Consider the following 21,099-nt stretch of genomic DNA (forward strand, 5'->3'; position numbering starts at 1 on the left):
GAAAACAATGAAAACAACAATCGCCAAATGGCTGGCAGGCTGCGCCTTGTGCGTCACCGCTGTATGCTCCGTGCCCGCATGGGCGGCCGATGAATCGTCCGCGGCCACTACGGCGCCGGCTGCCAGCAGTGCCGCAGTGGCGGCGCCTGCCTCGAGCGCAGCCGCATCGGCTGCTGCACCTGCAGCTGCACCAGCGGCCACGACAGCAGCGGCCCCATCTTCTGCACCGGCCGCAGCTCCCGCTGCCGCCCCGACCCCGAACAAGGGTGACACCAGCTGGATGATGGTCTCGACCATGCTGGTGATCCTGATGACGATCCCCGGTCTGGCGCTGTTCTATGGCGGCCTGGTGCGTTCCAAGAACATGCTGTCGATCCTGCTGCAGGTGTTCGTGATTTTCGCCGTCATCATCGTATTGTGGTGCATCTACGGCTATTCCCTGGCATTTACGGAAAATACCCGCTTCATCGGGGGTTTCGACCGCTTATTCCTGAACGGCATCTGGGACCCGGTCAAGGCCACTTTCTCGACCGCCGCCACCTTTAGCAAAGGCGTGGTGCTACCGGAATTCGTCTACGTCGCGTTCCAGGCCACGTTTGCGGCAATCACCTGCGGCCTGATCATCGGCGCTTTTGCCGAACGGGCGCGCTTTGCGGCGGTGCTGCTGTTCGTGGTGCTGTGGTTCACCTTTGCTTACCTGCCGATCGCGCACATGGTCTGGTTCTGGCCCGGTCCGGACGGCATCAAGGATGCGGGAACGCTGGCGTCCGAGACGGCCAAGGGCGGCTTCCTGTGGCAAAAAGGCGCGCTCGACTTCGCCGGCGGCACCGTGGTGCACATCAATGCGGCGGTGGCAGGCCTGGTCGGTGCGGTCCTGATCGGCAAGCGTGTCGGCTACGGCCGTGAATCGATGGCGCCGCATTCGCTGACGATGACCATGATCGGCGCGTCGCTGCTGTGGGTCGGCTGGTTCGGCTTCAACGCCGGTTCGGCGCTGGAAGCGGGCGACGTTGCCGCGCTGGCCTTCATCAACACGCTGCTGGCGACCGCTACCGCGACGCTGTCGTGGCTGTTCGGCGAGTGGCTGTTCAAGGGCAAGCCGTCGATGCTGGGCGGCGCGTCCGGCGCGGTGGCCGGTCTGGTGGCAATCACCCCGGCCTGCGGCTTCGTCGGTCCGATGGGTGCACTGGCGATCGGTCTGTTGGCCGGCCTGCTGTGCCTGTGGGGCGTGAACGGTCTGAAGAGTCTGATCGGCGCCGACGATTCGCTCGACGTGTTCGGTGTGCACGGCGTCGGCGGTATCCTGGGCGCGCTGTTGACCGGTGTCTTCGCGTCGCCGGCGCTCGGCGGCCAGGGCATCTTCGATTACGTGACCAATGCGATGTCGAAGGACGCGTATTCGATCGGCGGCCAAGTCTGGATCCAGGCGCAGGCGATCGGCACCACCATCCTCTGGTCGGCAGTGGTGTCGGTGGTCGCGTACAAGCTGGTCGACCTGACAGTCGGGCTGCGGGTACCCGAAGAAGAAGAGCGCGAAGGTCTGGATATTACCAGCCACGGTGAATCGGCTTATCACGCTTGATGGAGTATATGTAAATTTCGCTTTACAGTAGGTGGAGGTGGTAGTTCCACAATAGGAGTATGGTAGTAGTAAATAACTCCAATGCATCCGGCGATCATGTCGTGAGCGAAAGGCGCCTCTTCGGAGGCGCCTTTTTTATGGTCTGGGCGTCGTGTATCACGCCATTCAAGCGCCGCACACGGTCGTGGTCGCGATTGTCGTTCCCGCGCCGCCCGGAACGAAATTCCTTGCAAGGCTGGGAGCCCCGGCTGCGCGGGTACCACGCTGCTTTCACGGCCGCGATCGTGGTGCCGGTCTTGATATCGCGCCCAATCGCCCCACATCTACGGACTACCCGCCAGCCGATCCGGCGCATTAACGACGCATCCGCTAGAATCGGGCAGATTCGTCGGGCAGATTCGTCTGGTACATTCGTCGCGCACATTCATCCGTTGCATAAGTAAAAAGGTTTTTTATGGTTCCCCACCTCGTCACGGCGCTGACCGGCCCGCTGCTCGACCTCGAAAAGAAGATTCTGGAGGCCACGCCGGCCATCGAGCGCTGGTTCCGGCTCGAATGGCAGGAGCACACGCCGCCGTTCTACTGCTCGGTCGATTTGCGCAATGCCGGCTTCAAGCTGGCGCCGGTCGACACCAACCTGTTCCCGGGCGGTTTCAACAACCTCGCGCCCGAGATGCTGCCGCTGGCGGTGCAGGCCGCGATGGCCGCGATCGAGAAATATTGTCCCGATGCCAAGAACCTGCTGCTGATCCCCGAAGCGCACATCCGCAACAGCTTCTACCTGCAGAATCTGGCGCGGCTGATGCAGATTTTCCGCCAGACCGGCCTCAATGTGCGGCTCGGCTCGTTGTCGGACGATGTCACCGAGCCGACTCCGATCGAATTACCGGACGGCAGCACGCTGACCCTGGAGCCGATCGAGCGCTCGCAGAACGGGCGCCGCGTCGGCCTGAAAAATTTCGACCCCTGCACCGTGCTGCTGAATAACGATCTGTCGTCCGGCATCCCGGGCATCCTCGAAAACGTGAACGAACAAAACCTGCTGCCGCCGCTGCATGCCGGCTGGGCGGTGCGGCGCAAGACCAACCATTTCGCGGCCTACGATGAAGTGGTGAAAAAATTCGCGAAGCTGATCGACGTCGATCCGTGGATGCTCAATCCGTATTTCGCCCGCTGCGCCGGCATCAATTTCAACGACCGCACCGGCGAGGACCGGCTGGTGGCCGCGGTCGACGGCGTGCTGGCCAAGATCCGCAAGAAATACAAGGAATACGGCATCAAGGAAACCCCGTTCGTGATCGTGAAGGCCGACGCCGGCACCTATGGCATGGGCATCATGACGATCAAGGACAGCAGCGAGGTCAAGGACCTGAACCGCAAGCAGCGCAGCAAGATGGCTGTGGGCAAGGACGGCCTCGAAGTGACCGACGTGATCGTGCAGGAAGGGGTGCATTCGTTCGAGCACATCAACGAGTCGGTGGCCGAGCCGGTGGTCTACATGATCGACCGCTACGTGGTCGGCGGCTTCTACCGGGTCCACGCCGACCGCGCGATCGACCAGAACCTGAACGCGCCGGGCGCCCATTTCGTGCCACTCGCGTTTGCCCAGCAGCACGCGTTGCCGGACCTGAAGGCCAAGCCCGGCACCGCGGCGCCGAACCGTTTCTACATGTACGGTGTGGTGGCGCGGCTGGCCTTGCTGGCGGCGTCGCTGGAGATGGAAAAGACCGATCCGAATCCGGAAATCTATTGAGTGGGATCGCATCGCCTTGCGGCCAGCGCGTTTGCACTGGCCGGTCGTCAGGCCAGGACGCGGTGCGGTTCGGCGCCGAACGATGCCCGGTTGGCTGTGTTGAACCGCGCTGGCGCGCTTGCATAATTTAAGAGGACTTCGATGAAACTTGCCTTCCTGGCCGACCCGTTGGCCGGTTTCAAGACCTATAAGGATTCCACCTACGCGATGATGGTCGAGGCCGCGCGCCGCGGCTACGAGCTATATGCATTCGAACAGCGCGCCCTGGCGCTCGACGGCGGCGGCGTGCGGGCCAATGTCGACCGTATCACGCTGACCGGCAATCCGCGCAGCGATGATCACCACCAGCCGCATGACTGGTACCGCGCCGAGCCGATTGGCGTGCAGCCATTGTCACAGTTCGATGCGGTGATCAACCGCAAGGACCCGCCGTTCGACATGGAATACATCTACACCACCTACCTGCTGGAACTGGCGGTGCAGCAAGGTGCGCGGGTGCTGAACGATCCGACCGCGGTGCGCAATCACAACGAAAAACTGGCAATCGCGCAATTCCCGCAATTCATCACGCCGACCCTGGTCACGCGCGACGAGGCGCGGCTGCGCGCCTTCCACGCCGAGCACCAGGACATCATCCTGAAACCACTGGACGGCATGGGCGGCACCGGCGTCTTTCGCATCAAGGCCGATGCGATGAACCTGGGCGCGATCATCGAGACCCTGACCGACAACGGCGCCCACAGCATCATGGCGCAGCGTTTCATTCCCGAGATCGTCACGGGTGACAAGCGCATCCTGGTGATCGGCGGCGAGCTGGTGCCGTTCTCGCTGGCGCGCATCCCGCAGGGCACCGAAGTGCGCGGCAACCTGGCCGCCGGCGGCCTCGGCGTGGCGCAGCCACTGAGCGCGCGCGACCGCGAAATCGGCGAAGCCTTGGGCCCGGTCCTGGCGAGTCGCGGCCTGTTGCTGGTAGGATTAGATGTTATCGGCGATTGCCTGACCGAGGTGAATGTCACCAGCCCGACCTGTTTTCAGGAAATCACGCAACAAACCGGCTTCGACGTGGCTGCGATGTTCATCGATGCAGTCGAAAAAGCGGTCCGGGCTTGAACATATACTGCCTGCAGTATTTTAAAATCCCGGTGAAAGTATTGCGGAATAAGAGTTTTTTTGCATATACTCCCTGATTATTGTTGGCTTGCATAAGGTTGCATAAGGTTCCGGTATGGTCGGCATTCTTCTTCTCACCCACGCGCCGCTCGGTCAGGCCTTCATCGCCGCCACGCAGCATGTCTTTCGCGGCCAGCCCGAACGGCTGGAGGCGATCGACGTGGTGGCCGACCAGAGTCCGGCCGAGGTCAACCAATTGGCGGCCGAGGCGATCACGCGCCTGGACGATGGCTCCGGTGTGCTGGTGATCACCGACGTCAAGGGCGGCACGCCGTCCAATTGCTGCAACACGCTGGCCGAAGCCGGCCGGATCGAAGTGATCGCCGGCATCAGCCTGCCGATGCTGCTGCGCGCGCTGACGTACCGCCAGGATACGCTGGACGTGGTGGTCGAAATGGCGCTGGCCGGCGGCCAGAATGGCGCGGTGCGGGTCGACAATCGACTGCGGCTTTAGTCTCATTTAACCTCCAAAAACACCGGCAAACTCCAGCGATGATTCAACAAGAACTCGAAATCACCAACAAACTCGGCCTGCATGCCCGCGCCTCCGCCAAACTGACCCAACTCGCCACCAAGTACAAAAGCGATGTCTGGCTGACCCGCAACACGCGCCGCGTCAACGCCAAATCGATCATGGGCGTGATGATGCTGGCCGCCGGCAAGGGCGCCAGGGTAACGCTGGAGACCGATGGCGCCGACGAAGCGGACTGTTTCAATGCAATCACTGCCCTGATACACGACAAGTTCGGCGAAGGCGAATAGGCTGGCTCTGCAAATCTACTGCGCGGCGCGATCTCGAACCTGCGATGCTCGCCGTACCTGCGTACGGCTGTGCTTCTCGGTCCGACCTCGCGCCGCTCGCTACGATTTTCAGAGCCAGCCGGCGGCTCGTAAAAATTACCAAATGTGAAGTGCGGCTCTAGGCCGCTCTTCCCGCACCCATACAGGCACAACGATGGCATCATTTTCGCTCCACGGCATTCCTGTTTCGCGCGGCATCGCCATTGGGCGGGCGCACCTGCTGACGCCGGCCGCGCTCGACGTCAAACATTATCTGGTCGCACAGGAACAGGTCGAGGCCGAGGTCGAGCGGCTGCAGCAGGCCATCAGCGCCGTGCACAAGGAGCTGCAGACGATCTGGTCCGAGCTGCCGAAAGATGCGCCGGCCGAACTGGGCGCCTTCATCGACGTGCACGCGCTGATCCTGTCGGACCCGATGATTTCCGAAGCGCCGCTCGACATCATCCGGACCCGCCACTACAACGCCGAATGGGCTTTGGTGACCCAGATCGACGAGCTGTCGGCGCAGTTCGACGAAATCGAGGACCCCTATCTGCGCGAGCGCAAGGCCGACATCGCCCAGGTCGCCGAGCGGGTGCTGAAGATACTGACCGGCAGCGCGCAACTGTTGCCGGCGCCTGACGGCCTGGACGAATCGCTGGCGCTGATGATCGTGGTGGCGCACGATATATCGCCGGCCGACATGCTGCGTTTTCGTGACCGCTCGTTCAGCGGCTTCGTCACCGATGTCGGCGGCCAGAACTCGCATACCGCGATCGTCGCGCGCAGCCTCGACATTCCGGCCGCGGTCGGTGTATCGCGGGCGTCGAGCCTGATCGCGCAGGACGACTGGGTGATCGTCGACGGCGATGCCGGTGTTGTCATCATCGACCCGAGCGAGATCGTGCTCGAGCAATACCGTGAGCGTCAAGCGGCACAATTACGCGTCCGCAAAAAGCTCGGCAAGCTGAAGAAGACGCCCGCTGTCACGCGCGACGGCGTCGCCATCGCGCTGCTGGCCAATATCGAGCTGCCCGAAGACTGCGCCGCCGCGATGGACGCCGGCGCCAGCGGCGTCGGCCTGTTCCGTACTGAATTCCTGTTCATGGGGCGCGGCAGCGCCAGCAAGCTGCCGTCGGAAGACGAGCAATTCGAAGCCTACCGCAAGGCCGTGGTGGCGATGAAGGGGCGGCCGGTGACGATCCGCACGCTCGACATCGGCGCCGACAAGCCGCTCGACATGATCGAGCACAACGCGCTCAATCCGGCGCTCGGGCTGCGTGCGATCCGCTACTGCCTGGCCGAACCGCGCCTGTTTCTGACCCAACTGCGCGCGATCCTGCGCGCCTCGGCGATCGGCCCGGTCAAGCTGCTGATCCCGATGCTGGCCCATGCTTTCGAGATCGACCAGACGCTGGCGCTGATCGAGCAGGCCAAGGCCCAGCTGCGCGACGCCCATAAAAAATTCGACGGCGCGATCCAGATCGGTGCCATGATCGAGATTCCGGCCGCCGCGCTGGCGCTGCCGATGTTCATCAAGCGCCTCGATTTCCTGTCGATCGGCACCAACGACCTGATCCAGTACACGCTGGCGATCGATCGCGTCGATCACGAGGTCGCGCATCTCTACAACCCGCTGCACCCGGCCATCCTGCACCTGCTGTCGATGACCATCAAGACCGGCGAAAGAGCCGGCACGCCGGTTTCGGTGTGCGGCGAAATGGCCGGCGACATCCATCTGACGCGATTGTTGCTCGGCATGGGCTTGCGTGAATTTTCGATGCATCCGGCCCAGCTGCTGGCAGTCAAGCAGGAAATCCTGAACAGCGACCTGAGCCAGATCGAGCCGTACGTGCGCAAGATCCTGCGTTCGGTCGAGCCGGGCATGATTGGCGACACCGTCGCGCAGTTGCAAGCCTTGTAACGACCCCGGGAGCCGGTCAGAGTTACGGCTCGGCGCCCCCGCAGCATCGGCTGCTAAAGTCTGCGAGCGTATGGTGTCGCCGGCTTTTTGCGCAATAGCCCGCTAGTTGGCGCGCTATTGACGCTGCAAATCCGGCAAAATCTGTCCCCGTTCAGCGTGTGTTTGCTTCGATTCCGCAACTCCGACCGGCCCCTGATGCGGTTTGACGGCGGCCGGCGAGTTCGCTATTCTTGCAGCTTGCGCCGATTTGAACGGTTCCCCCGACTCAGCTTGCGGGCGCAAGGGTCTATCCCGCATAAATACGGCTAAAGCGAGCTTGCAGACGAGCCCCGATTTAGTCCCTGTTGTGCCAGATAGCCCGATACGATCCGAGGGCTTGTCTTCGGACTTTTTTTGAACTTGATCTGGATCCCATGTCTTCCATCGGAATCGTTTCACCTCAGTCGATGCAATTTGCCGAGCCCTTGCCATTGCAGAGCGGCGCGGCGATCGCCGACTACACCCTGGTGTATGAAACCTACGGTACGCTCAATGCCGATAAATCGAACGCGGTGCTGGTCTGTCATGCGCTGAACGCGTCGCATCATGTGGCCGGCGTGTATGCCGACCAGCCCAAGAATGTCGGCTGGTGGGACAACATGGTCGGCCCCGGCAAGCCGCTCGACACCGACCGTTTCTTCGTGATCGGCGTCAACAACCTGGGCTCCTGCTTCGGCTCGACCGGCCCGATGCATATCAACCCGGCCAGCGGCAAACCGTACGGCGCCGAGTTCCCGGTGGTGACGGTACAGGACTGGGTCACGGCGCAGGCGCGTCTGGCGGACCGGCTCGGGATCGAGCAATTCGCGGCGGTGATGGGCGGCTCGCTGGGCGGCATGCAGGCGCTGGCGTGGAGCACGATGTACCCGGACCGGCTGCGCCATTGCGTCGTGATCGCTTCGACCGCCAAGCTGTCGGCGCAGAACATCGCGTTCAACGACGTCGCGCGCCAGGCGATTCTGACCGACCCCGATTATCACGGCGGCGATTATTACGCATACGGCGTGGTGCCGAAGAACGGCTTGCGGGTAGCGCGCATGATCGGCCACATCACCTATCTGTCGGACGATGACATGGCCGAGAAATTCGGTCGCAAACTGCGCGCCACCAACCCGGCTGACACGGACGACGAGAACGGCGCCGAGCGCGACTACCACTTCGGCTTTGGCGTCGATTTCGAAATTGAATCCTATCTGCGTTATCAGGGCGACAAGTTCTCGGAATACTTCGACGCCAATACCTATTTGCTGGTCACCAGGGCGCTCGACTATTTCGACCCGGCGCGTGCGTTCGGCGGCGATCTGAGCAAAGCACTGGCCAACAGCCGCGCGCAATTTCTGCTGGCGTCGTTTGCCACCGACTGGCGCTTCGCGCCGGAACGCAGCCGCGAGATCGTGCGCGCGCTGATCGACAACAAGCGCCGTGTCACCTATGCCGAAATCGACGCGCCGCATGGCCACGATGCGTTCCTGCTGGAAGATGCACGTTATCTGAATCTGGTGCGCACCTATTACGACCGTATCTGGGATGAACGAAACAGCAAGGTGGCCGCATGAATTTTCAGGAACTGAGCAGTTTGCGCGCCGATCTGGCCTTCATTGCACACTGGGTCGGCCCGCACAGCCATGTGCTTGACGTCGGCTGCGGCGATGGCGTGATGCTCGATTATCTGCAAAGCGCCAAGCGCTGCACCGGCTACGGCATCGAGATCGCCGACGACAAGATCCTGGCCAGCGCGCAGCGCGGCATCAACGTGATCCAGCAGGACATGGAGAAGGGCCTGGGCATTTTTGCCGACAACAGCTTCGATACCGTGTTGTGCCTGTCATCGCTGCAGATGATGAAGAACGTCGAAGGCCTGCTGCGCGACATCGCGCGCGTCGGCCGTGAAGCCATCGTGTCGTTTCCGAATTTCGCCTACTGGCCGCATCGCGCCGCATTGCTGCGCGGCCGCATGCCGGTATCGAAGTCGCTGCCATACGAGTGGTATGACACGCCGAATGTGCGCTGCGCCACGATCAAGGATTTCGAGGCGCTGGCGAATCAGGTCGGACTCGACGTGCTGGAATGCATTGCGCTGCACGATGGCAAGCCGATCACCTTTTTGCCTAACTGGCGTGGCAGCCTGGCGGTGTTCCGATTGAAGAAAAAATGAAATCGACTTCACCGCCGCTGGCGCCGGCGCCACCCGCGCCGCCCGCCACGTCCTGGCACAGCTATCTGAACCGGCGCATGCTGGTGCTGCTGTTCCTCGGCTTCAGTTCCGGTTTGCCGCTGTATATCCTGCTCAACCTGCTGCAGGCCTGGCTGGCCAAGTCCGGGCTCAACATCAAGGCGATCGGCCTGTTCGCGCTGGTGATGTTCCCGTACACCTGGAAATTTCTGTGGGCGCCGCTGATGGACCGTTTCCATTTCGGTTCGCTCGGGCGGCGGCGCGGCTGGATGGCCTTGACGCAAGCCTTGCTGCTGGTCGCGATTGGCGTGATGGGGATGCTGGACCCGCTGACCCAGCTGCCGCTGATTGCCGCTGCCGCCTCGGTGGTGGCCTTCCTGTCGGCCAGCCAGGATGTGGTGGTGGACGCCTACCGGCGCGAAATCCTGCCCGACAATGAACAGGGCCTGGGCGCGGCCGCCTATGTCAACGCGTACAAGGTGGCCAATCTGGTGCCCGGCGCCTTGTCACTGATCCTGGCCGATTTGCTGCCGTGGCAGTCGGTGTTCTGGATCACCGCGGCGTTCATGCTGCCGGGCCTGATTTGCACCCTGCTGATCAAGGAACCGGAGATCTACGGCGAACCACCGAAAAATATCCGCGAGGCGGTGGTGTTGCCGTTTCGTGAATTCATTTCACGCGGCGGCTGGAGCAATGCGCTGTGGGTGCTCGGCTTCATTTTCCTGTACCGGATCGGCGACAGCATGGCCGGCACGCTGCTGACGAAATTCTTTATCGATCTCGGATTTGCGCTGACGCAGATCGGCGCGATCGCGAAGCTGACCGTATTCTGGGCCAGCATCATCGGCGGCATCGTCGGCGGGGTCTGGATGGTCAAGCTCGGCATCAACCGCGCGCTGTGGATCTTTGGCGTGTTGCAGGCGCTCACCAGCCTTGGGTTTGCGGTGCTGGCCCACGCCGGCCCGGATCCGTACTACCTGGCCGCGGCGATGGCCTTCGAGGGCTTCGGCGTCGGCCTCGGCACCGCCGCCTTCGTCGCCTATATCGCGAAGACCACCGATCCGCGCTACACCGCCACCCAGTTCGCGCTGTTCTCGAGCCTGGCCGCGGTGCCGCGCACCTTCGTCACGTCGTCGATCGGCTTCATCGTGGCGCAGACCGGCTGGTTCTGGTTCTTCATCCTGTGTTTCGGGCTGGCCCTGCCCGGCATGCTGATGTTGCCGAAAATCGCGCCGTGGAACGAGCAGCGGCCCAACCGCGTCTGAATATACTCCTTCACCGATAGGCCGGTTCCGCATATAAATAGCCTGAAAACTACAGATACTGGGCTCAGGCTGGCGGTTGCGCAGGCGCTGCAGGATCCGGTACCGGTGCCGTAGCGGCGCTCGGCAGCGGCGCCGGCTGCTTCAGATGCTGGGCGAAGAAGCGCTCGATGGTGCGGTACACATGCTTCTGCCCGGCCGGACCCGAGATCCCGTGTTTTGCGCCCGGATAAGTCATCAGGTCGAACATCACGCCGCCGCTCGCCAGAGCATCGATCAGCCGCGTCGAGTTGGTAAACAGCACGTTGTCGTCCGCCATCCCGTGCATCAGCAGCAGCGGCGAGCGTAATCCGTCCAGATGCGCGAACACGCCGCTCTGGCGATAGCCCTCCGGGTTGTCTTGCGGGCGGCCCAGGTATTGTTCGCTGTAATGGGTGTCGTACAGCTGCCAGTCGGTGACCGGCGCCACCGACGCACCGGCAGCGATCCGGCTTGATCCTGCTTCCAGCAGGCGCAGCGTCATGAAGCCGCCGTAACTCCAGCCGAACACGCCGATCCGCTGTGGATCGACAAAACGCTGACGCGCCAGCCAGTCGATGCCAGTCAGCTGGTCGGCCACTTCATGCTTGCCCAGCTCCTGGTAGATGACATCGGTAAAACGCCGTTCGCGCCGGTACGAGCCGCGGTTGTCGAGGCGAAACACGACATAACCCTGCTGCGCCATGTACTGGTCGAACAGGCCGCCCCATTTGCGCTGCACCTGTTGCGAACCCGGCCCGCCATAGACCGACAGGAATACCGGATAGCGTCGATGCGGGTCGAAGCCGGCCGGCTTCTTCAGCGCGTAGTACAGGCTCTGACCGTCTTCCGCCTGCAGCGTGCCGAACTCGGTCGCGACATGGCTGGCGCGATACGGCGCATACGGATGGCGGCTATTCATTTCGTTGTGCTCGATCCATGCCAGCAGGCTGCCGTCGGGCCGGCGCAGACTGACTTGCGGCGGCGTGTCGGTATCGGACCAGGTATCGACGTACAGTTCGCCGTGACCGGAAAATTTTGCCTCGTGCCAGCCGTCGGCCTGGCTCACGCGTTGCGGCCGCTCGGCGCTGCTGCCATCGAGCGCCAGGGCGTAAATTTGCTGGTCGATCACGGCGTCGCGATTGGCGCTCAGATAGACGCGGCCAGCCTGTTCATCGACCGCCAGCAGCTGGTCGATGCCCCAGTCGCCGCGCGTGACCGGATGCAGCAAACGGCCGTCGAGGTCGAACAGGTACAGATGTTTGTGGCCGCTGCGCTCGGACACCCACAGCAAGGCATTGCGCTGCTTCAGGAAATGCGGCGCCTGCTGCACATTGACCCAGGTGTCCGCGGTTTCGGTCAGCAGCGTGCGCTGCGCCAGCGTCGCGGCGTCGACCGCCATCAGCTGCAGCCGGTGCTGGTCACGGCTCTGGCGCTGGTAGGTCAGGGTGCGGCTGTCGGCGCTCCAGTCGGCGCGCACCAGGTAGATGTCCTGCTCACTGCCCAGATCGACCTGCCTGGTCGCGCCGCTCTCCGGCGCCACCAGTGCCAGCGTCACCAGCACGTTCGGATCGCCGGCGCCAGGGTAGCGCTGCTCGACCAGGTCGGTGCGGCTGGCATAGATTTCAACGCGGCGCGCCAGCGGCACTTGCGCCTCGTCGAAGCGCTTGAACGCGATCGCGGAATCGTCCGGCGCCCACCAGTAGCCACTCCGTTGATCCATTTCTTCCTGCGCGACGAACTCGGCTTCGGCATTGTGAATGGTGGCACCACCGTCGCGCGTCAGCTGCCGTTCCTGGCCGCTGGCGAGGTCGCACACATACAGGTTTTGCTGCCGCACGAACGAGACATAGTGCCCCTTCGGCGAAATTTGCGGGTCCAGCACGTTGCCGCTGGCGACCCGGCGCGCATGCTCGGGACGGGCGGCGTCGACCAGGTACAGCTCGCCGCCGAGCGGCACCAGCAATTGCTGGCCGTCCGGCGACCAGCTGTAATCGACGATGCCATGCAGGCCGGCCTTGCGTTCGCGCTCGCGGCGCGCCTGCTCCACATCGGAAACCTGTTCATGCGGCTGCAACGCGCGCGAATCGACCAGCCGCCGCATGCTGTTGTCGCGCACATTGAATTCCCACAGGTCGAGCTGGAACTGATCATCGGCGCGGCCGCGCAGGAAGCCGACCCGCGCGCCGTCCGGCGACAGCTGCAGATTGCGCGGGCTGGCACCGGACAGCTCGGGATCGCTGTGCAGGCGTTCGATCGTCAGGCGATCGGCAAAGGTGGGCAAGCCGGCAAGCGCCAGCGACAGAAACAGCAGAATGCGCATGTCAGAATCCTGTGCAATTGGCTGTCGCCCATGCCGGGTCGGTACGGGCGGCCAGTGATGTTGTGAACGGGGTGATGCCACAAGTCGGGCAACAAATGTTGCCCGTCATCAAGAATAGCAGGATTGCGCGAGATTGGAACGCTGCATCGCGCCAGCGTCGGATACGGTCAGGCGTGCGCGTACTCGATGATCAGCGGTGCATGGTCGGAGAAGCGCTCCTCCTTGTAGATCGACACCGCGGTCGCCTTGGCGCCGATGCCGAGCGTGGCGACGTGGTAATCGATGCGCCATCCGACGTTCTTGGCCCAGGCCTGGCCGCGGTTGCTCCACCAGGTATATTGCTCGGGCCGGTCGTCGATGCGGCGATGCACGTCGACCAGGCCGACTTCATCGAACACGCGGCTCAGCCAAGCGCGCTCCTCCGGCAGGAAGCCGGAATTCTTCTGGTTGCTCTTCCAGTTTTTCAGGTCGATTTCCTTGTGCGCGATGTTCCAGTCGCCGCAGATCACGATCTCGCGCCCTTCCGCCTTCAGCGCCAGCAGATGCGGCAGGAATACTTCCATGAAACGGAACTTCGCCTCCTGCCGTTCCGGCGACGACGAGCCCGACGGGCAGTACACCGAGATCACGGTCAGTTGGCCTAAATCGCAGCGGACATAGCGCCCTTCGGCGTCAAATTCCGGACTGCCGAAGCCGATATGCACCGCATCCGGTTCGATCTTGCTGTAGACCCCGGCGCCGGAATAACCCTTCTTTTCAGCGTAGTGAAAATGGCCGTGATAGCCGCCCGGATTCAGAAATTCCGGCGTCATGTCGGCCACCTGCGCCTTCAATTCCTGCACGCAAATAAAATCGGCCGATTGTTTGGCCATCCATTCGAAAAAACCTTTTTTGGCGGCGGAGCGGATCCCGTTCAGGTTGGCGGAAATGATTTTTGGCATGGCGGATCGATTCAGGAGTGGGGCTTTAGAATAACCGATTCACCGACCGGCTTCCAGCGTGCGCCGAGGTGCAGCGACGTGCGGCGGGGCGCTGCGCACGCGCGACAATTGCCCGGTGGCAATTTGGCATGGAACTTGCTGCCCTGTCGTTGCAACTAGGATATGCCCAAACCCGTTACAATTCCGTCACAAGCTTGGCTATTCAGGGTCAAAATGCAGCCAATTGCGCGCAAAGGCCCGTAAAAATTTCCTCAGTGAAACACTAACGACAAAATTTGTCACACGATGCGAGATTCAGGAACGATGAGCACACTACGTCAGCAATTCATTGCCTTTGCAGTTAATGCCGGGGTATTGCGGTTTGGAGATTTTGTCACCAAGGCTGGCCGCCAATCGCCTTATTTTTTCAACGCCGGGCTATTCAATGACGGCGCCAATCTGGGTCAGGTCGCCGAATTTTATGCGCAGACCCTGATCGATTCCGGACTGGAGTTCGACATGCTGTTCGGACCCGCCTACAAGGGCATCACGCTGGCCGCGGCCACCGCGGTCGCGCTGGCCGCCAAGGGCCACAACCGCCCGTTCGCCTACAACCGCAAGGAAGCCAAGGACCATGGCGAAGGCGGCACCATCGTCGGTGCCAAGCTGCAGGGACGGGTGGTGATCGTCGACGACGTGATTTCGGCCGGCACCTCGGTACGCGAGTCGGTTGACATGATCCGCGCTGCTGGCGCGACCCCCTGTGCGGTGCTGATTGCGCTGGACCGGATGGAGCGTTCGGGCACGGATGACGCACTGTCGAAGCTGTCGGCGGTGCAGGAGGTCAGCGCCGCCTATGGCATGCCGGTGCTGTCGATCGCCAACCTGAACGATTTGCTCGGTTACATTTCCGATGCCGGCGCCGGCGCGGAATTGACGCAGTACAAGGCTGCGGTCGCCGCCTACCGCCAGCGTTACGGAGTCGCCTGATATGGTGCGCCGCTTGACCGCGCCAACGCGGCTGGCCATCGCGGGCTGGAGCCTGGCGCTACTGGCGTTGGTGCCGGTTGCTGCACGGGCCGAGATTTACATTTGCAAGGATGGCGGCGGCCACACCATCACGTCCGACCGGCCGGTCGCCGAATGCGCCGACCGCGTGATGCGGGTGATGAGCGGCGGCCTGGTGCGGCGCGAAATCGCCGCGCCGCTGACGCCGGAACAGCGGCGTCAGAAGCAGGTGGAACAGGACAAGCTGCGGGCCGATGCCGTGGCTGCAGAGGAGCAGCGCCAGCTGGACCGGATCCTGCTGGCGCGCTATCAGAGCGACCTCGACATCGAGGCGGCCCGCAAACGCGCGTTGCAGCCCGTGCAGGATCTGATCGCAGGATCGAATCAGGCGATCGCCAATGCCGAAAAGCAGCACAGCAGCGTCAAGGCCGAGAGCGAGTTCTACCAGAACAAACCCTTGCCATTCACCCTGCGCCGCAAGCAGGAAGAGGCGACACGCACGATCCAGAACGAGCAGAGCAACATCCAGGATCAGAGCGCGACGATCGACGACATCAACGCCACGTACGATGCGGCGATGAAGCGCTATCGCGAACTGCGTGGCAGCGATGCCTCGAAGCCGGCAATCGCCAGCGCCGGCAATCTGGATAACAGCGCCAAAGCGGTGCGCAAGAGATAAGCGAGCGCCAGTTGCACCGGCCGCGCCATGCAGCGTGAACCGCCGGCCGCACCAGCGGGCCAGCGGAGATGCCAAAAAAATGGCGCAGCCAGCGCCGCGCCATCTTGTTTTGGCTACGCCGAGAAATGGCGCCGCGCCGCTTCAGCCCGCCAGCTTCTTGCGCAGCAATTCGTTGACCTGTGCCGGGTTGCCCTTGCCCTTGGTCGCCTTCATCGCCTGGCCGACCAGCGCGTTGAAGGCCTTGTCCTTGCCGGCGCGGAAATCCTCGACCAGTTTGTCGTTGGCCGCCATCACTTCATCGATGATTTTTTCCAGCGCACCGCTGTCGGAAATCTGTTTCAGTCCTTTTGACTCGATGATTTCGTCCACTAAAGACACCCCGACAGTTCCTACAGATACTGTCGTTGGAACTCCGGTTAGTGCAATAGATTTATTTCTACTCCACATCTCCGCAAAGATTTCCTTTGCACTCTTGCTGGTAATAGTGTTGTCGGCAATTCGCGTTAGTAACAGCGCAAATTGCTCAGCGGTAATGGGCGAATCGGCAATATCGATGTCGGCCCGGTTCAACATGGACGACACGTCACCCATCAGCCAGTTGGCAGCAGGTTTGGCCTGCTCCTTGCCGGCCCTGGTCACGACGGCTTCAAAATAGGACGCCATCGCCTTCGATTGCGTCACCATCGCGGCGTCGTATTCCGTCAACGCAAAATCGCGCACGAAACGCTCGCGCATCGCGCCCGGCAACTCCGGCATGGTGGCTTGCACCTTGGCGATCCACTCGGGTGAAATCACCAGCGGCGGCAGGTCGGGGTCGGGGAAATAACGGTAATCCTGCGCGTCTTCCTTGCTGCGCATCGAGCGCGTTTCCTTCTTGTCCGGGTCGTACAGGCGCGTCGCCTGCTGCACCTTGCCGCCGTCTTCGATCAGTTCGATCTGGCGCCGCACCTCGTAGTTGATCGCGTCTTCCATGAAGCGGAACGAGTTCAGGTTCTTGATCTCGCAGCGGGTGCCGTACTCCTTCTGGCCGAGCGGACGCACCGACACGTTGGCGTCGCAGCGGAATGAGCCTTCCTGCATGTTGCCGTCGCACAGGCCGAGCCAGGTCACCAGCGAGTGCAGCGCCTTGGCATAGGCGACCGCTTCGGCGGCGCTGCGCATGTCGGGCTCGGTGACGATTTCCAGCAGCGGGGTGCCGGCCCGATTGAGGTCGATGCCGGTCATGCCGTGGTAATCCTCATGCAGCGATTTGCCGGCGTCTTCTTCGAGGTGGGCGCGCGTCAGCTGCACCGAGCGCAGCTCGGGTTTGCCATCCTTCTCGAACATGAACGAGACCTTGCCGCCTTGCACCACGGGGATTTCGAACTGGCTGATCTGATAGCCCTTGGGCAGATCGGGGTAGAAATAATTCTTGCGCGCGAATACCGACCTCGGCGTGATCGTCGCACCGATCGCCAGGCCAAACTGGATCGCCTTCTCGACCGCGCCGCGGTTCATCACCGGCAGCACGCCCGGCAGCGCCAGATCGACCGGGCTGGCCTGGGTGTTCGGTTCGGCGCCGAAGCGGGTCGAGGCGCCACTGAAAATTTTCGATTGGGTCGTGAGCTGCGCATGCGTCTCCAGACCGATGACTACTTCCCACTGCATAATGACCTCACTAGTATTCGCTGATCTCTTGATGTTCTTGCTGTTCTACTCTTCATAGCGGCAGCCGCCGGTGTTCAGATCGACCGACAGCGCCGAAAAATTATTGCGCGAACCGCATAGCACCGGACAGCTTGGCTTGATCCGGACCGTGTCGCCATTGCGCTCCAGACGGACCGTGCAATTGGCGCCGTGCTCAGAATCGTAGCCGCGTGCGGCGCGCGCCGCGTGCGGGTCCTTCAGCCGGAGGCGCCAGCCGTGTTCCGTGATTTCTGCCTGTACGCCATCGTCGCTGTCGATGCTACAATCGAAGCCGTGGGTGCTGCGATGCAGCGACGACTCCCAGCGCAGTGCCTTGATCTGCGTGCCGTCGAGCCGGATCTCGCCGTTGTCGGCATAGATCGTCGGCCCGAGATCCTCGCTGCGCGTGGTGCTGCAGGAAAAGCGCAGGTCGAGTTGCTGTGCCAGCGCCGCGCTTGGCCCCGCCGCAGCGCTGAGCAAACCAAGCAGCGCGAGCGAACGCAGCACCGCGCTGGTGGCGGCGCGGGTCACGGGATTTTTCATACGCCGGCCGGCGCCCGCAGATGCCAGTCCGTCGCCTGCTGGTACTGGTGCGCAACGTTCAGCAGCTTCGCTTCGGCGAAATAGTTGCCGATGATTTGCAGGCCGACCGGACGGTGGACATTCTTCTCGCCCTGACCGAAGCCGCACGGAATCGACATACCGGGCAAGCCGGCCAGACTGGTCGACAGCGTGTAAATATCGGCCAGATAGTTGGCGACCGGATCGTTGGCCTTGGCACCCAGATCCCACGCCACGGTCGGCGCCACCGGCCCCATGATGACATCGCACCGGGTAAATGCATCCTGAAAATCCTGCGCGATCAAACGGCGGATTTTCTGCGCCTGCAGGTAGTAGGCATCGTAATAACCGTGGCACAACACGTAGGTGCCGACCAGGATGCGGCGCTGCACTTCGTCGCCAAAACCTTCGGCGCGCGATTTCTTGTACATGTCGGCCAGGTCCTTGTACTCCTTGGCGCGATGACCGTAGCGCACGCCGTCGAAGCGCGACAGATTGGACGATGCTTCGGCCGGCGCGATCACGTAATACACCGGGATCGACAGCTTGGTTTTCGGCAATGAAATATCCACCAGCGTGGCGCCCAGCTTTTCGTATTCGGCCAACGCGGCGCGGATGGCCTGCTCCACATCGGCAGCCAGACCTTCACCGAAATATTCCTTGGGGATGCCAATCCGTAAACCTTGCAGCGGCTGGTTCAAATCGCGCGCGTAGTCTTCCTTGTCGCCGCCCTGGCCCGGCTCCAGACTGGTCGAGTCGCGCGGATCGAAGCCGGCCATCGCATTCAATAGCAGTGCGCAATCTTCGGCGGACTTGGCGATCGGGCCGGCCTGGTCGAGCGACGATGCGAACGCGATCATGCCGTAACGCGAGACCCGGCCATAGGTCGGCTTGATGCCGGTGACGCCGCAGAATGACGCCGGCTGCCGGATCGAGCCGCCGGTGTCGGTGGCGGTCGCGGCCGGGGCCAGCCGGGCCGCAATCGCGGCCGCCGAGCCGCCGGACGAGCCGCCCGGGATCGCGCTCTTGTCCCACGGATTCTTGACCGGGCCGAAGTGCGAATTTTCATTCGACGAGCCCATCGCGAACTCGTCGCAATTGAGTTTGCCGAGCGTGACCATGCCGGCCGCGTTGAACTGTTCCACTACGGCAGCATCGAACGGGCTGGTGTAATTTTCCAACATCTTCGAGCCGGCAGTGGCGCGCCAGCCGCGCGTGACGAAAATGTCCTTGTGCGCAATCGGGATGCCGGTCAGCGCAGTGGCGTCGTTGTTGGCCAGACGCTGGTCGGCCGCCGCCGCCTGTTGCAGGGTCAGCGCGCGATCGACGTGCAGGAAGGCATTCAGGTCGCTATGTCCGATGCGATCGAGAAACAGCGCCGCCAGTTCAGTAGCTGAAACTTGCTTGGCGTGCAGCAGGGTCGATAGTTGTTTGAGTGTTTTGGTATGCATGACGTGGGTGATGGCGTTGCGGTCCGGGTTTGTTGCACTGTTGCGCGCTCAGGTGTGCGTTCAGGTGCGCATTCAGGTGCGCATTCAGGTGATCAATTACTCGATCACCTTCGGCACCAGATACAGGCCGTCCTGCGTCGCCGGCGCCGATCGCAGGTAATCGTCGCGCCGGTTCGATTCGGTCACCACGTCCTCGCGCAGGCGCAGCGACAGGTTCTGCATGTGCGCCGCGATCGGGTGGCTCAGCGGTTCGATGCCGCTGGTATCGACCGCGCTCATCTGTTCGACCAGTGCAAAAATGCCGTTGAGCTGATCCAGGGTGGTGTTCGCCTGATCGTCGGAGAGTTCGAGTTGCGCCAGATTGGCGATGCGTTTGACGTCGGAAAGGGCAAGAGACATGATCGAATGGCGCCCAATTACGGCGCAGGGAAAAGGATTAAAAAGCACGTTAAAAGCGGCAAAACATCATAAAAACAGCCTATTTATCCAGCATTCGGTCAAAATTTTTGAGTGTTTTGCGCGCCAATATCCGCCAGATTATAAGGTAGAATGGCGGGTTATTGCGTTGCTGGTGCCAGAAGACTCGCCATGAGTGGCCGCCGCACGCATCGCTAGCACCCGAACACCCCGTTGGCACCCCCAATAATACTAAGCGCAGATGTGGCGCATCAGGACAATACATGTTTGGATTTTTACGCAGTTATTTTTCGAACGATCTGGCGATCGATCTGGGCACGGCCAATACGCTGATTTATGTGCGCGGCCAAGGCATCGTGCTCGACGAACCGTCGGTCGTTGCGATCCGCCAGGAAGGCGGTCCGAACGGCAAGAAGACCATTCAGGCGGTCGGCAAGGAAGCCAAGCAGATGCTGGGCAAGGTGCCTGGCAACATCGAGGCGATTCGCCCGATGAAAGACGGCGTCATTGCCGACTTCACGGTTACCGAGCAAATGCTCAAGCAGTTCATCCGCATGGTGCATGATTCCAAATTCTTCAAGCCATCGCCGCGCATCATCATCTGCGTGCCGTGCGGCTCGACCCAGGTCGAGCGCCGCGCGATTCGCGAATCGGCACTCGGCGCCGGCGCCTCGCAGGTGTACCTGATCGAAGAGCCGATGGCGGCCGCGATCGGCGCCGGCCTGCCGGTGTCGGATGCGACCGGTTCGATGGTGGTCGACATCGGCGGCGGCACCACCGAAGTCGGCATCATCTCGCTCGGCGGCATGGTCTACAAGGGCTCGGTCCGCGTCGGCGGCGACAAGTTCGACGAAGCGATCGTCAACTACATCCGCCGCAACTACGGCATGCTGATCGGCGAGCAAACTGCCGAAGCGATCAAGAAGGCGATCGGTTCAGCTTTCCCGGGTTCCGAAGTCAAGGAAATGGAAGTCAAGGGCCGCAACCTGTCGGAAGGCATCCCGCGTTCGTTTACGATTTCCAGCAACGAGATCCTGGAAGCGCTGACCGATCCGCTCAACAACATCGTGTCCGCCGTCAAGAACGCGCTGGAACAAACGCCGCCGGAACTCGGTGCCGACATCGCCGAAAAAGGCATGATGCTGACCGGCGGTGGCGCGCTGCTGCGCGACCTCGACCGTCTGCTGATGGAAGAGACCGGCCTGCCGGTGCTGGTGGCGGAAGATCCTCTGACCTGCGTGGTACGCGGTTCCGGCATGGCGCTGGAGCGGATGGACCAGCTCGGCTCGATCTTCTCGTACGAATAACAGTGCCGTTGCCGGTGATGCGCGCCGCCAGCCGCCGGCCCTGCCGGCGATTGGCGGCGTTGCCATT

General features: G+C 62.2%; 19 protein-coding genes. 13 read left to right on the forward strand and 6 right to left on the reverse strand.

The window, feature by feature from the left end; translation table 11 throughout:
- Window positions 1–7: 7 nt before the first annotated feature.
- From amt to ACFOFO_RS14930, 9 genes are all read left to right on the forward strand, one after another.
- The gene (amt, locus tag ACFOFO_RS14890) at window positions 8–1,582 is read left to right on the forward strand and encodes an ammonium transporter (protein ID WP_390321965.1); all 1,575 of its coding nucleotides are present in this window, start codon (window positions 8–10) and stop codon (window positions 1,580–1,582) included.
- A gap of 454 nt (window positions 1,583–2,036) precedes the next feature.
- Window positions 2,037–3,335, forward strand: a complete 1,299-nt coding sequence (gshA, locus tag ACFOFO_RS14895) for a glutamate--cysteine ligase (protein ID WP_390321967.1) — start codon at window positions 2,037–2,039, stop codon at window positions 3,333–3,335.
- 141 nt (window positions 3,336–3,476) lie between these two features.
- Window positions 3,477–4,445 carry a glutathione synthase gene (gene gshB / locus ACFOFO_RS14900; protein ID WP_390331897.1) on the forward strand — a complete coding sequence of 323 codons (969 nt, stop codon included), beginning with the start codon at window positions 3,477–3,479 and terminating at the stop codon, window positions 4,443–4,445.
- A gap of 115 nt (window positions 4,446–4,560) precedes the next feature.
- Window positions 4,561–4,959, forward strand: coding sequence for a PTS sugar transporter subunit IIA (locus ACFOFO_RS14905; RefSeq protein ID WP_390321968.1), 399 nt, complete (start codon window positions 4,561–4,563; stop codon window positions 4,957–4,959).
- 38 nt (window positions 4,960–4,997) lie between these two features.
- Entirely contained in the window at window positions 4,998–5,267 is a 270-nt protein-coding gene (locus tag ACFOFO_RS14910) for an HPr family phosphocarrier protein (RefSeq protein ID WP_390321969.1), read from the forward strand.
- Window positions 5,268–5,460: 193 nt separating this feature from the next.
- A complete protein-coding gene (gene ptsP, locus ACFOFO_RS14915) occupies window positions 5,461–7,209 on the forward strand; it encodes a phosphoenolpyruvate--protein phosphotransferase (RefSeq protein ID WP_390321970.1) in 1,749 nt (582 codons plus the stop codon).
- Between the two features lie 413 nt (window positions 7,210–7,622).
- Window positions 7,623–8,804 carry a homoserine O-succinyltransferase MetX gene (gene metX, locus ACFOFO_RS14920; RefSeq protein ID WP_390321971.1) on the forward strand — a complete coding sequence of 394 codons (1,182 nt, stop codon included), beginning with the start codon at window positions 7,623–7,625 and terminating at the stop codon, window positions 8,802–8,804.
- Window positions 8,801–9,403, forward strand: a complete 603-nt coding sequence (gene metW, locus ACFOFO_RS14925) for a methionine biosynthesis protein MetW (RefSeq protein WP_390321972.1) — start codon at window positions 8,801–8,803, stop codon at window positions 9,401–9,403. Before metX ends, metW begins: the two co-directional genes overlap by 4 nt.
- The gene (locus ACFOFO_RS14930) at window positions 9,400–10,686 is read left to right on the forward strand and encodes an AmpG family muropeptide MFS transporter (protein ID WP_390321973.1); all 1,287 of its coding nucleotides are present in this window, start codon (window positions 9,400–9,402) and stop codon (window positions 10,684–10,686) included. Before metW ends, ACFOFO_RS14930 begins: the two co-directional genes overlap by 4 nt.
- 64 nt (window positions 10,687–10,750) lie before the next feature.
- On the opposite strand, the gene ACFOFO_RS14935 is transcribed toward ACFOFO_RS14930, so the two are convergent.
- Window positions 10,751–13,024: a S9 family peptidase gene (locus tag ACFOFO_RS14935; protein ID WP_390321974.1), complete on the reverse strand. Its 2,274-nt coding sequence runs from the start codon at window positions 13,022–13,024 to the stop codon at window positions 10,751–10,753.
- Between the two features lie 167 nt (window positions 13,025–13,191).
- On the reverse strand, window positions 13,192–13,965 hold the full coding sequence (locus ACFOFO_RS14940) for an exodeoxyribonuclease III (protein ID WP_390321976.1): 774 nt from the start codon (window positions 13,963–13,965) through the stop codon (window positions 13,192–13,194).
- 303 nt (window positions 13,966–14,268) lie between these two features.
- On the opposite strand from ACFOFO_RS14940, the gene pyrE reads away from it, so the two are divergent.
- Entirely contained in the window at window positions 14,269–14,934 is a 666-nt protein-coding gene (gene pyrE / locus ACFOFO_RS14945; RefSeq protein WP_390321977.1) for an orotate phosphoribosyltransferase, read from the forward strand.
- Between the two features lies 1 nt (window position 14,935).
- Window positions 14,936–15,631, forward strand: a complete 696-nt coding sequence (locus ACFOFO_RS14950; protein ID WP_390331898.1) for a DUF4124 domain-containing protein — start codon at window positions 14,936–14,938, stop codon at window positions 15,629–15,631.
- Between the two features lie 141 nt (window positions 15,632–15,772).
- Here the strand turns inward: ACFOFO_RS14950 and gatB are convergent, their stop codons facing one another.
- From gatB to gatC, 4 genes are all read right to left on the reverse strand, one after another.
- Window positions 15,773–17,278 carry an Asp-tRNA(Asn)/Glu-tRNA(Gln) amidotransferase subunit GatB gene (gene gatB, locus ACFOFO_RS14955; RefSeq protein WP_390321980.1) on the reverse strand — a complete coding sequence of 502 codons (1,506 nt, stop codon included), beginning with the start codon at window positions 17,276–17,278 and terminating at the stop codon, window positions 15,773–15,775.
- Between the two features lie 45 nt (window positions 17,279–17,323).
- Entirely contained in the window at window positions 17,324–17,839 is a 516-nt protein-coding gene (locus tag ACFOFO_RS14960; protein WP_390321981.1) for a hypothetical protein, read from the reverse strand.
- Window positions 17,836–19,308 carry an Asp-tRNA(Asn)/Glu-tRNA(Gln) amidotransferase subunit GatA gene (gene gatA / locus ACFOFO_RS14965; protein WP_390331899.1) on the reverse strand — a complete coding sequence of 491 codons (1,473 nt, stop codon included), beginning with the start codon at window positions 19,306–19,308 and terminating at the stop codon, window positions 17,836–17,838. The genes ACFOFO_RS14960 and gatA overlap by 4 nt, the downstream gene beginning before the upstream one ends.
- Window positions 19,309–19,404: 96 nt before the next feature.
- The gene (gene gatC / locus ACFOFO_RS14970; RefSeq protein ID WP_390321982.1) at window positions 19,405–19,707 is read right to left on the reverse strand and encodes an Asp-tRNA(Asn)/Glu-tRNA(Gln) amidotransferase subunit GatC; all 303 of its coding nucleotides are present in this window, start codon (window positions 19,705–19,707) and stop codon (window positions 19,405–19,407) included.
- On the opposite strand from gatC, the gene ACFOFO_RS14975 reads away from it, so the two are divergent.
- Entirely contained in the window at window positions 19,706–19,900 is a 195-nt protein-coding gene (locus tag ACFOFO_RS14975) for a hypothetical protein (RefSeq protein WP_390321983.1), read from the forward strand. The two genes, gatC and ACFOFO_RS14975, sit on opposite strands and share 2 nt — an antisense overlap.
- An 88-nt stretch (window positions 19,901–19,988) precedes the next feature.
- On the forward strand, window positions 19,989–21,032 hold the full coding sequence (locus tag ACFOFO_RS14980; protein WP_390321984.1) for a rod shape-determining protein: 1,044 nt from the start codon (window positions 19,989–19,991) through the stop codon (window positions 21,030–21,032).
- Window positions 21,033–21,099: the final 67 nt, after the last annotated feature.

Source organism: Pseudundibacterium arcticum, assembly GCF_042646465.1.
GTDB lineage: Bacteria > Pseudomonadota > Gammaproteobacteria > Burkholderiales > Burkholderiaceae_D > Undibacterium_A > Undibacterium_A arcticum.

Bases quoted from the DNA above. Each gene is read 5' to 3' on its own strand.
- gatB (WP_390321980.1), bottom strand. From the start codon at position 17,278: ATGCAGTGGGAAGTAGTCATCGGTCTGGAGACGCATGCGCAGCTCACG.
- ptsP (WP_390321970.1), top strand. From the start codon at position 5,461: ATGGCATCATTTTCGCTCCACGGCATTCCTGTTTCGCGCGGCATCGCC.
- ACFOFO_RS14930 (WP_390321973.1), top strand. From the start codon at position 9,400: ATGAAATCGACTTCACCGCCGCTGGCGCCGGCGCCACCCGCGCCGCCC.
- ACFOFO_RS14940 (WP_390321976.1), bottom strand. From the start codon at position 13,965: ATGCCAAAAATCATTTCCGCCAACCTGAACGGGATCCGCTCCGCCGCC.
- gshA (WP_390321967.1), top strand. From the start codon at position 2,037: ATGGTTCCCCACCTCGTCACGGCGCTGACCGGCCCGCTGCTCGACCTC.
- pyrE (WP_390321977.1), top strand. From the start codon at position 14,269: ATGAGCACACTACGTCAGCAATTCATTGCCTTTGCAGTTAATGCCGGG.
- ACFOFO_RS14975 (WP_390321983.1), top strand. From the start codon at position 19,706: ATGATCGAATGGCGCCCAATTACGGCGCAGGGAAAAGGATTAAAAAGC.
- ACFOFO_RS14905 (WP_390321968.1), top strand. From the start codon at position 4,561: ATGGTCGGCATTCTTCTTCTCACCCACGCGCCGCTCGGTCAGGCCTTC.
- ACFOFO_RS14980 (WP_390321984.1), top strand. From the start codon at position 19,989: ATGTTTGGATTTTTACGCAGTTATTTTTCGAACGATCTGGCGATCGAT.
- gatA (WP_390331899.1), bottom strand. From the start codon at position 19,308: ATGCATACCAAAACACTCAAACAACTATCGACCCTGCTGCACGCCAAG.
- metX (WP_390321971.1), top strand. From the start codon at position 7,623: ATGTCTTCCATCGGAATCGTTTCACCTCAGTCGATGCAATTTGCCGAG.
- metW (WP_390321972.1), top strand. From the start codon at position 8,801: ATGAATTTTCAGGAACTGAGCAGTTTGCGCGCCGATCTGGCCTTCATT.
- ACFOFO_RS14910 (WP_390321969.1), top strand. From the start codon at position 4,998: ATGATTCAACAAGAACTCGAAATCACCAACAAACTCGGCCTGCATGCC.
- ACFOFO_RS14950 (WP_390331898.1), top strand. From the start codon at position 14,936: ATGGTGCGCCGCTTGACCGCGCCAACGCGGCTGGCCATCGCGGGCTGG.
- gshB (WP_390331897.1), top strand. From the start codon at position 3,477: ATGAAACTTGCCTTCCTGGCCGACCCGTTGGCCGGTTTCAAGACCTAT.
- amt (WP_390321965.1), top strand. From the start codon at position 8: ATGAAAACAACAATCGCCAAATGGCTGGCAGGCTGCGCCTTGTGCGTC.
- ACFOFO_RS14935 (WP_390321974.1), bottom strand. From the start codon at position 13,024: ATGCGCATTCTGCTGTTTCTGTCGCTGGCGCTTGCCGGCTTGCCCACC.
- gatC (WP_390321982.1), bottom strand. From the start codon at position 19,707: ATGTCTCTTGCCCTTTCCGACGTCAAACGCATCGCCAATCTGGCGCAA.
- ACFOFO_RS14960 (WP_390321981.1), bottom strand. From the start codon at position 17,839: ATGAAAAATCCCGTGACCCGCGCCGCCACCAGCGCGGTGCTGCGTTCG.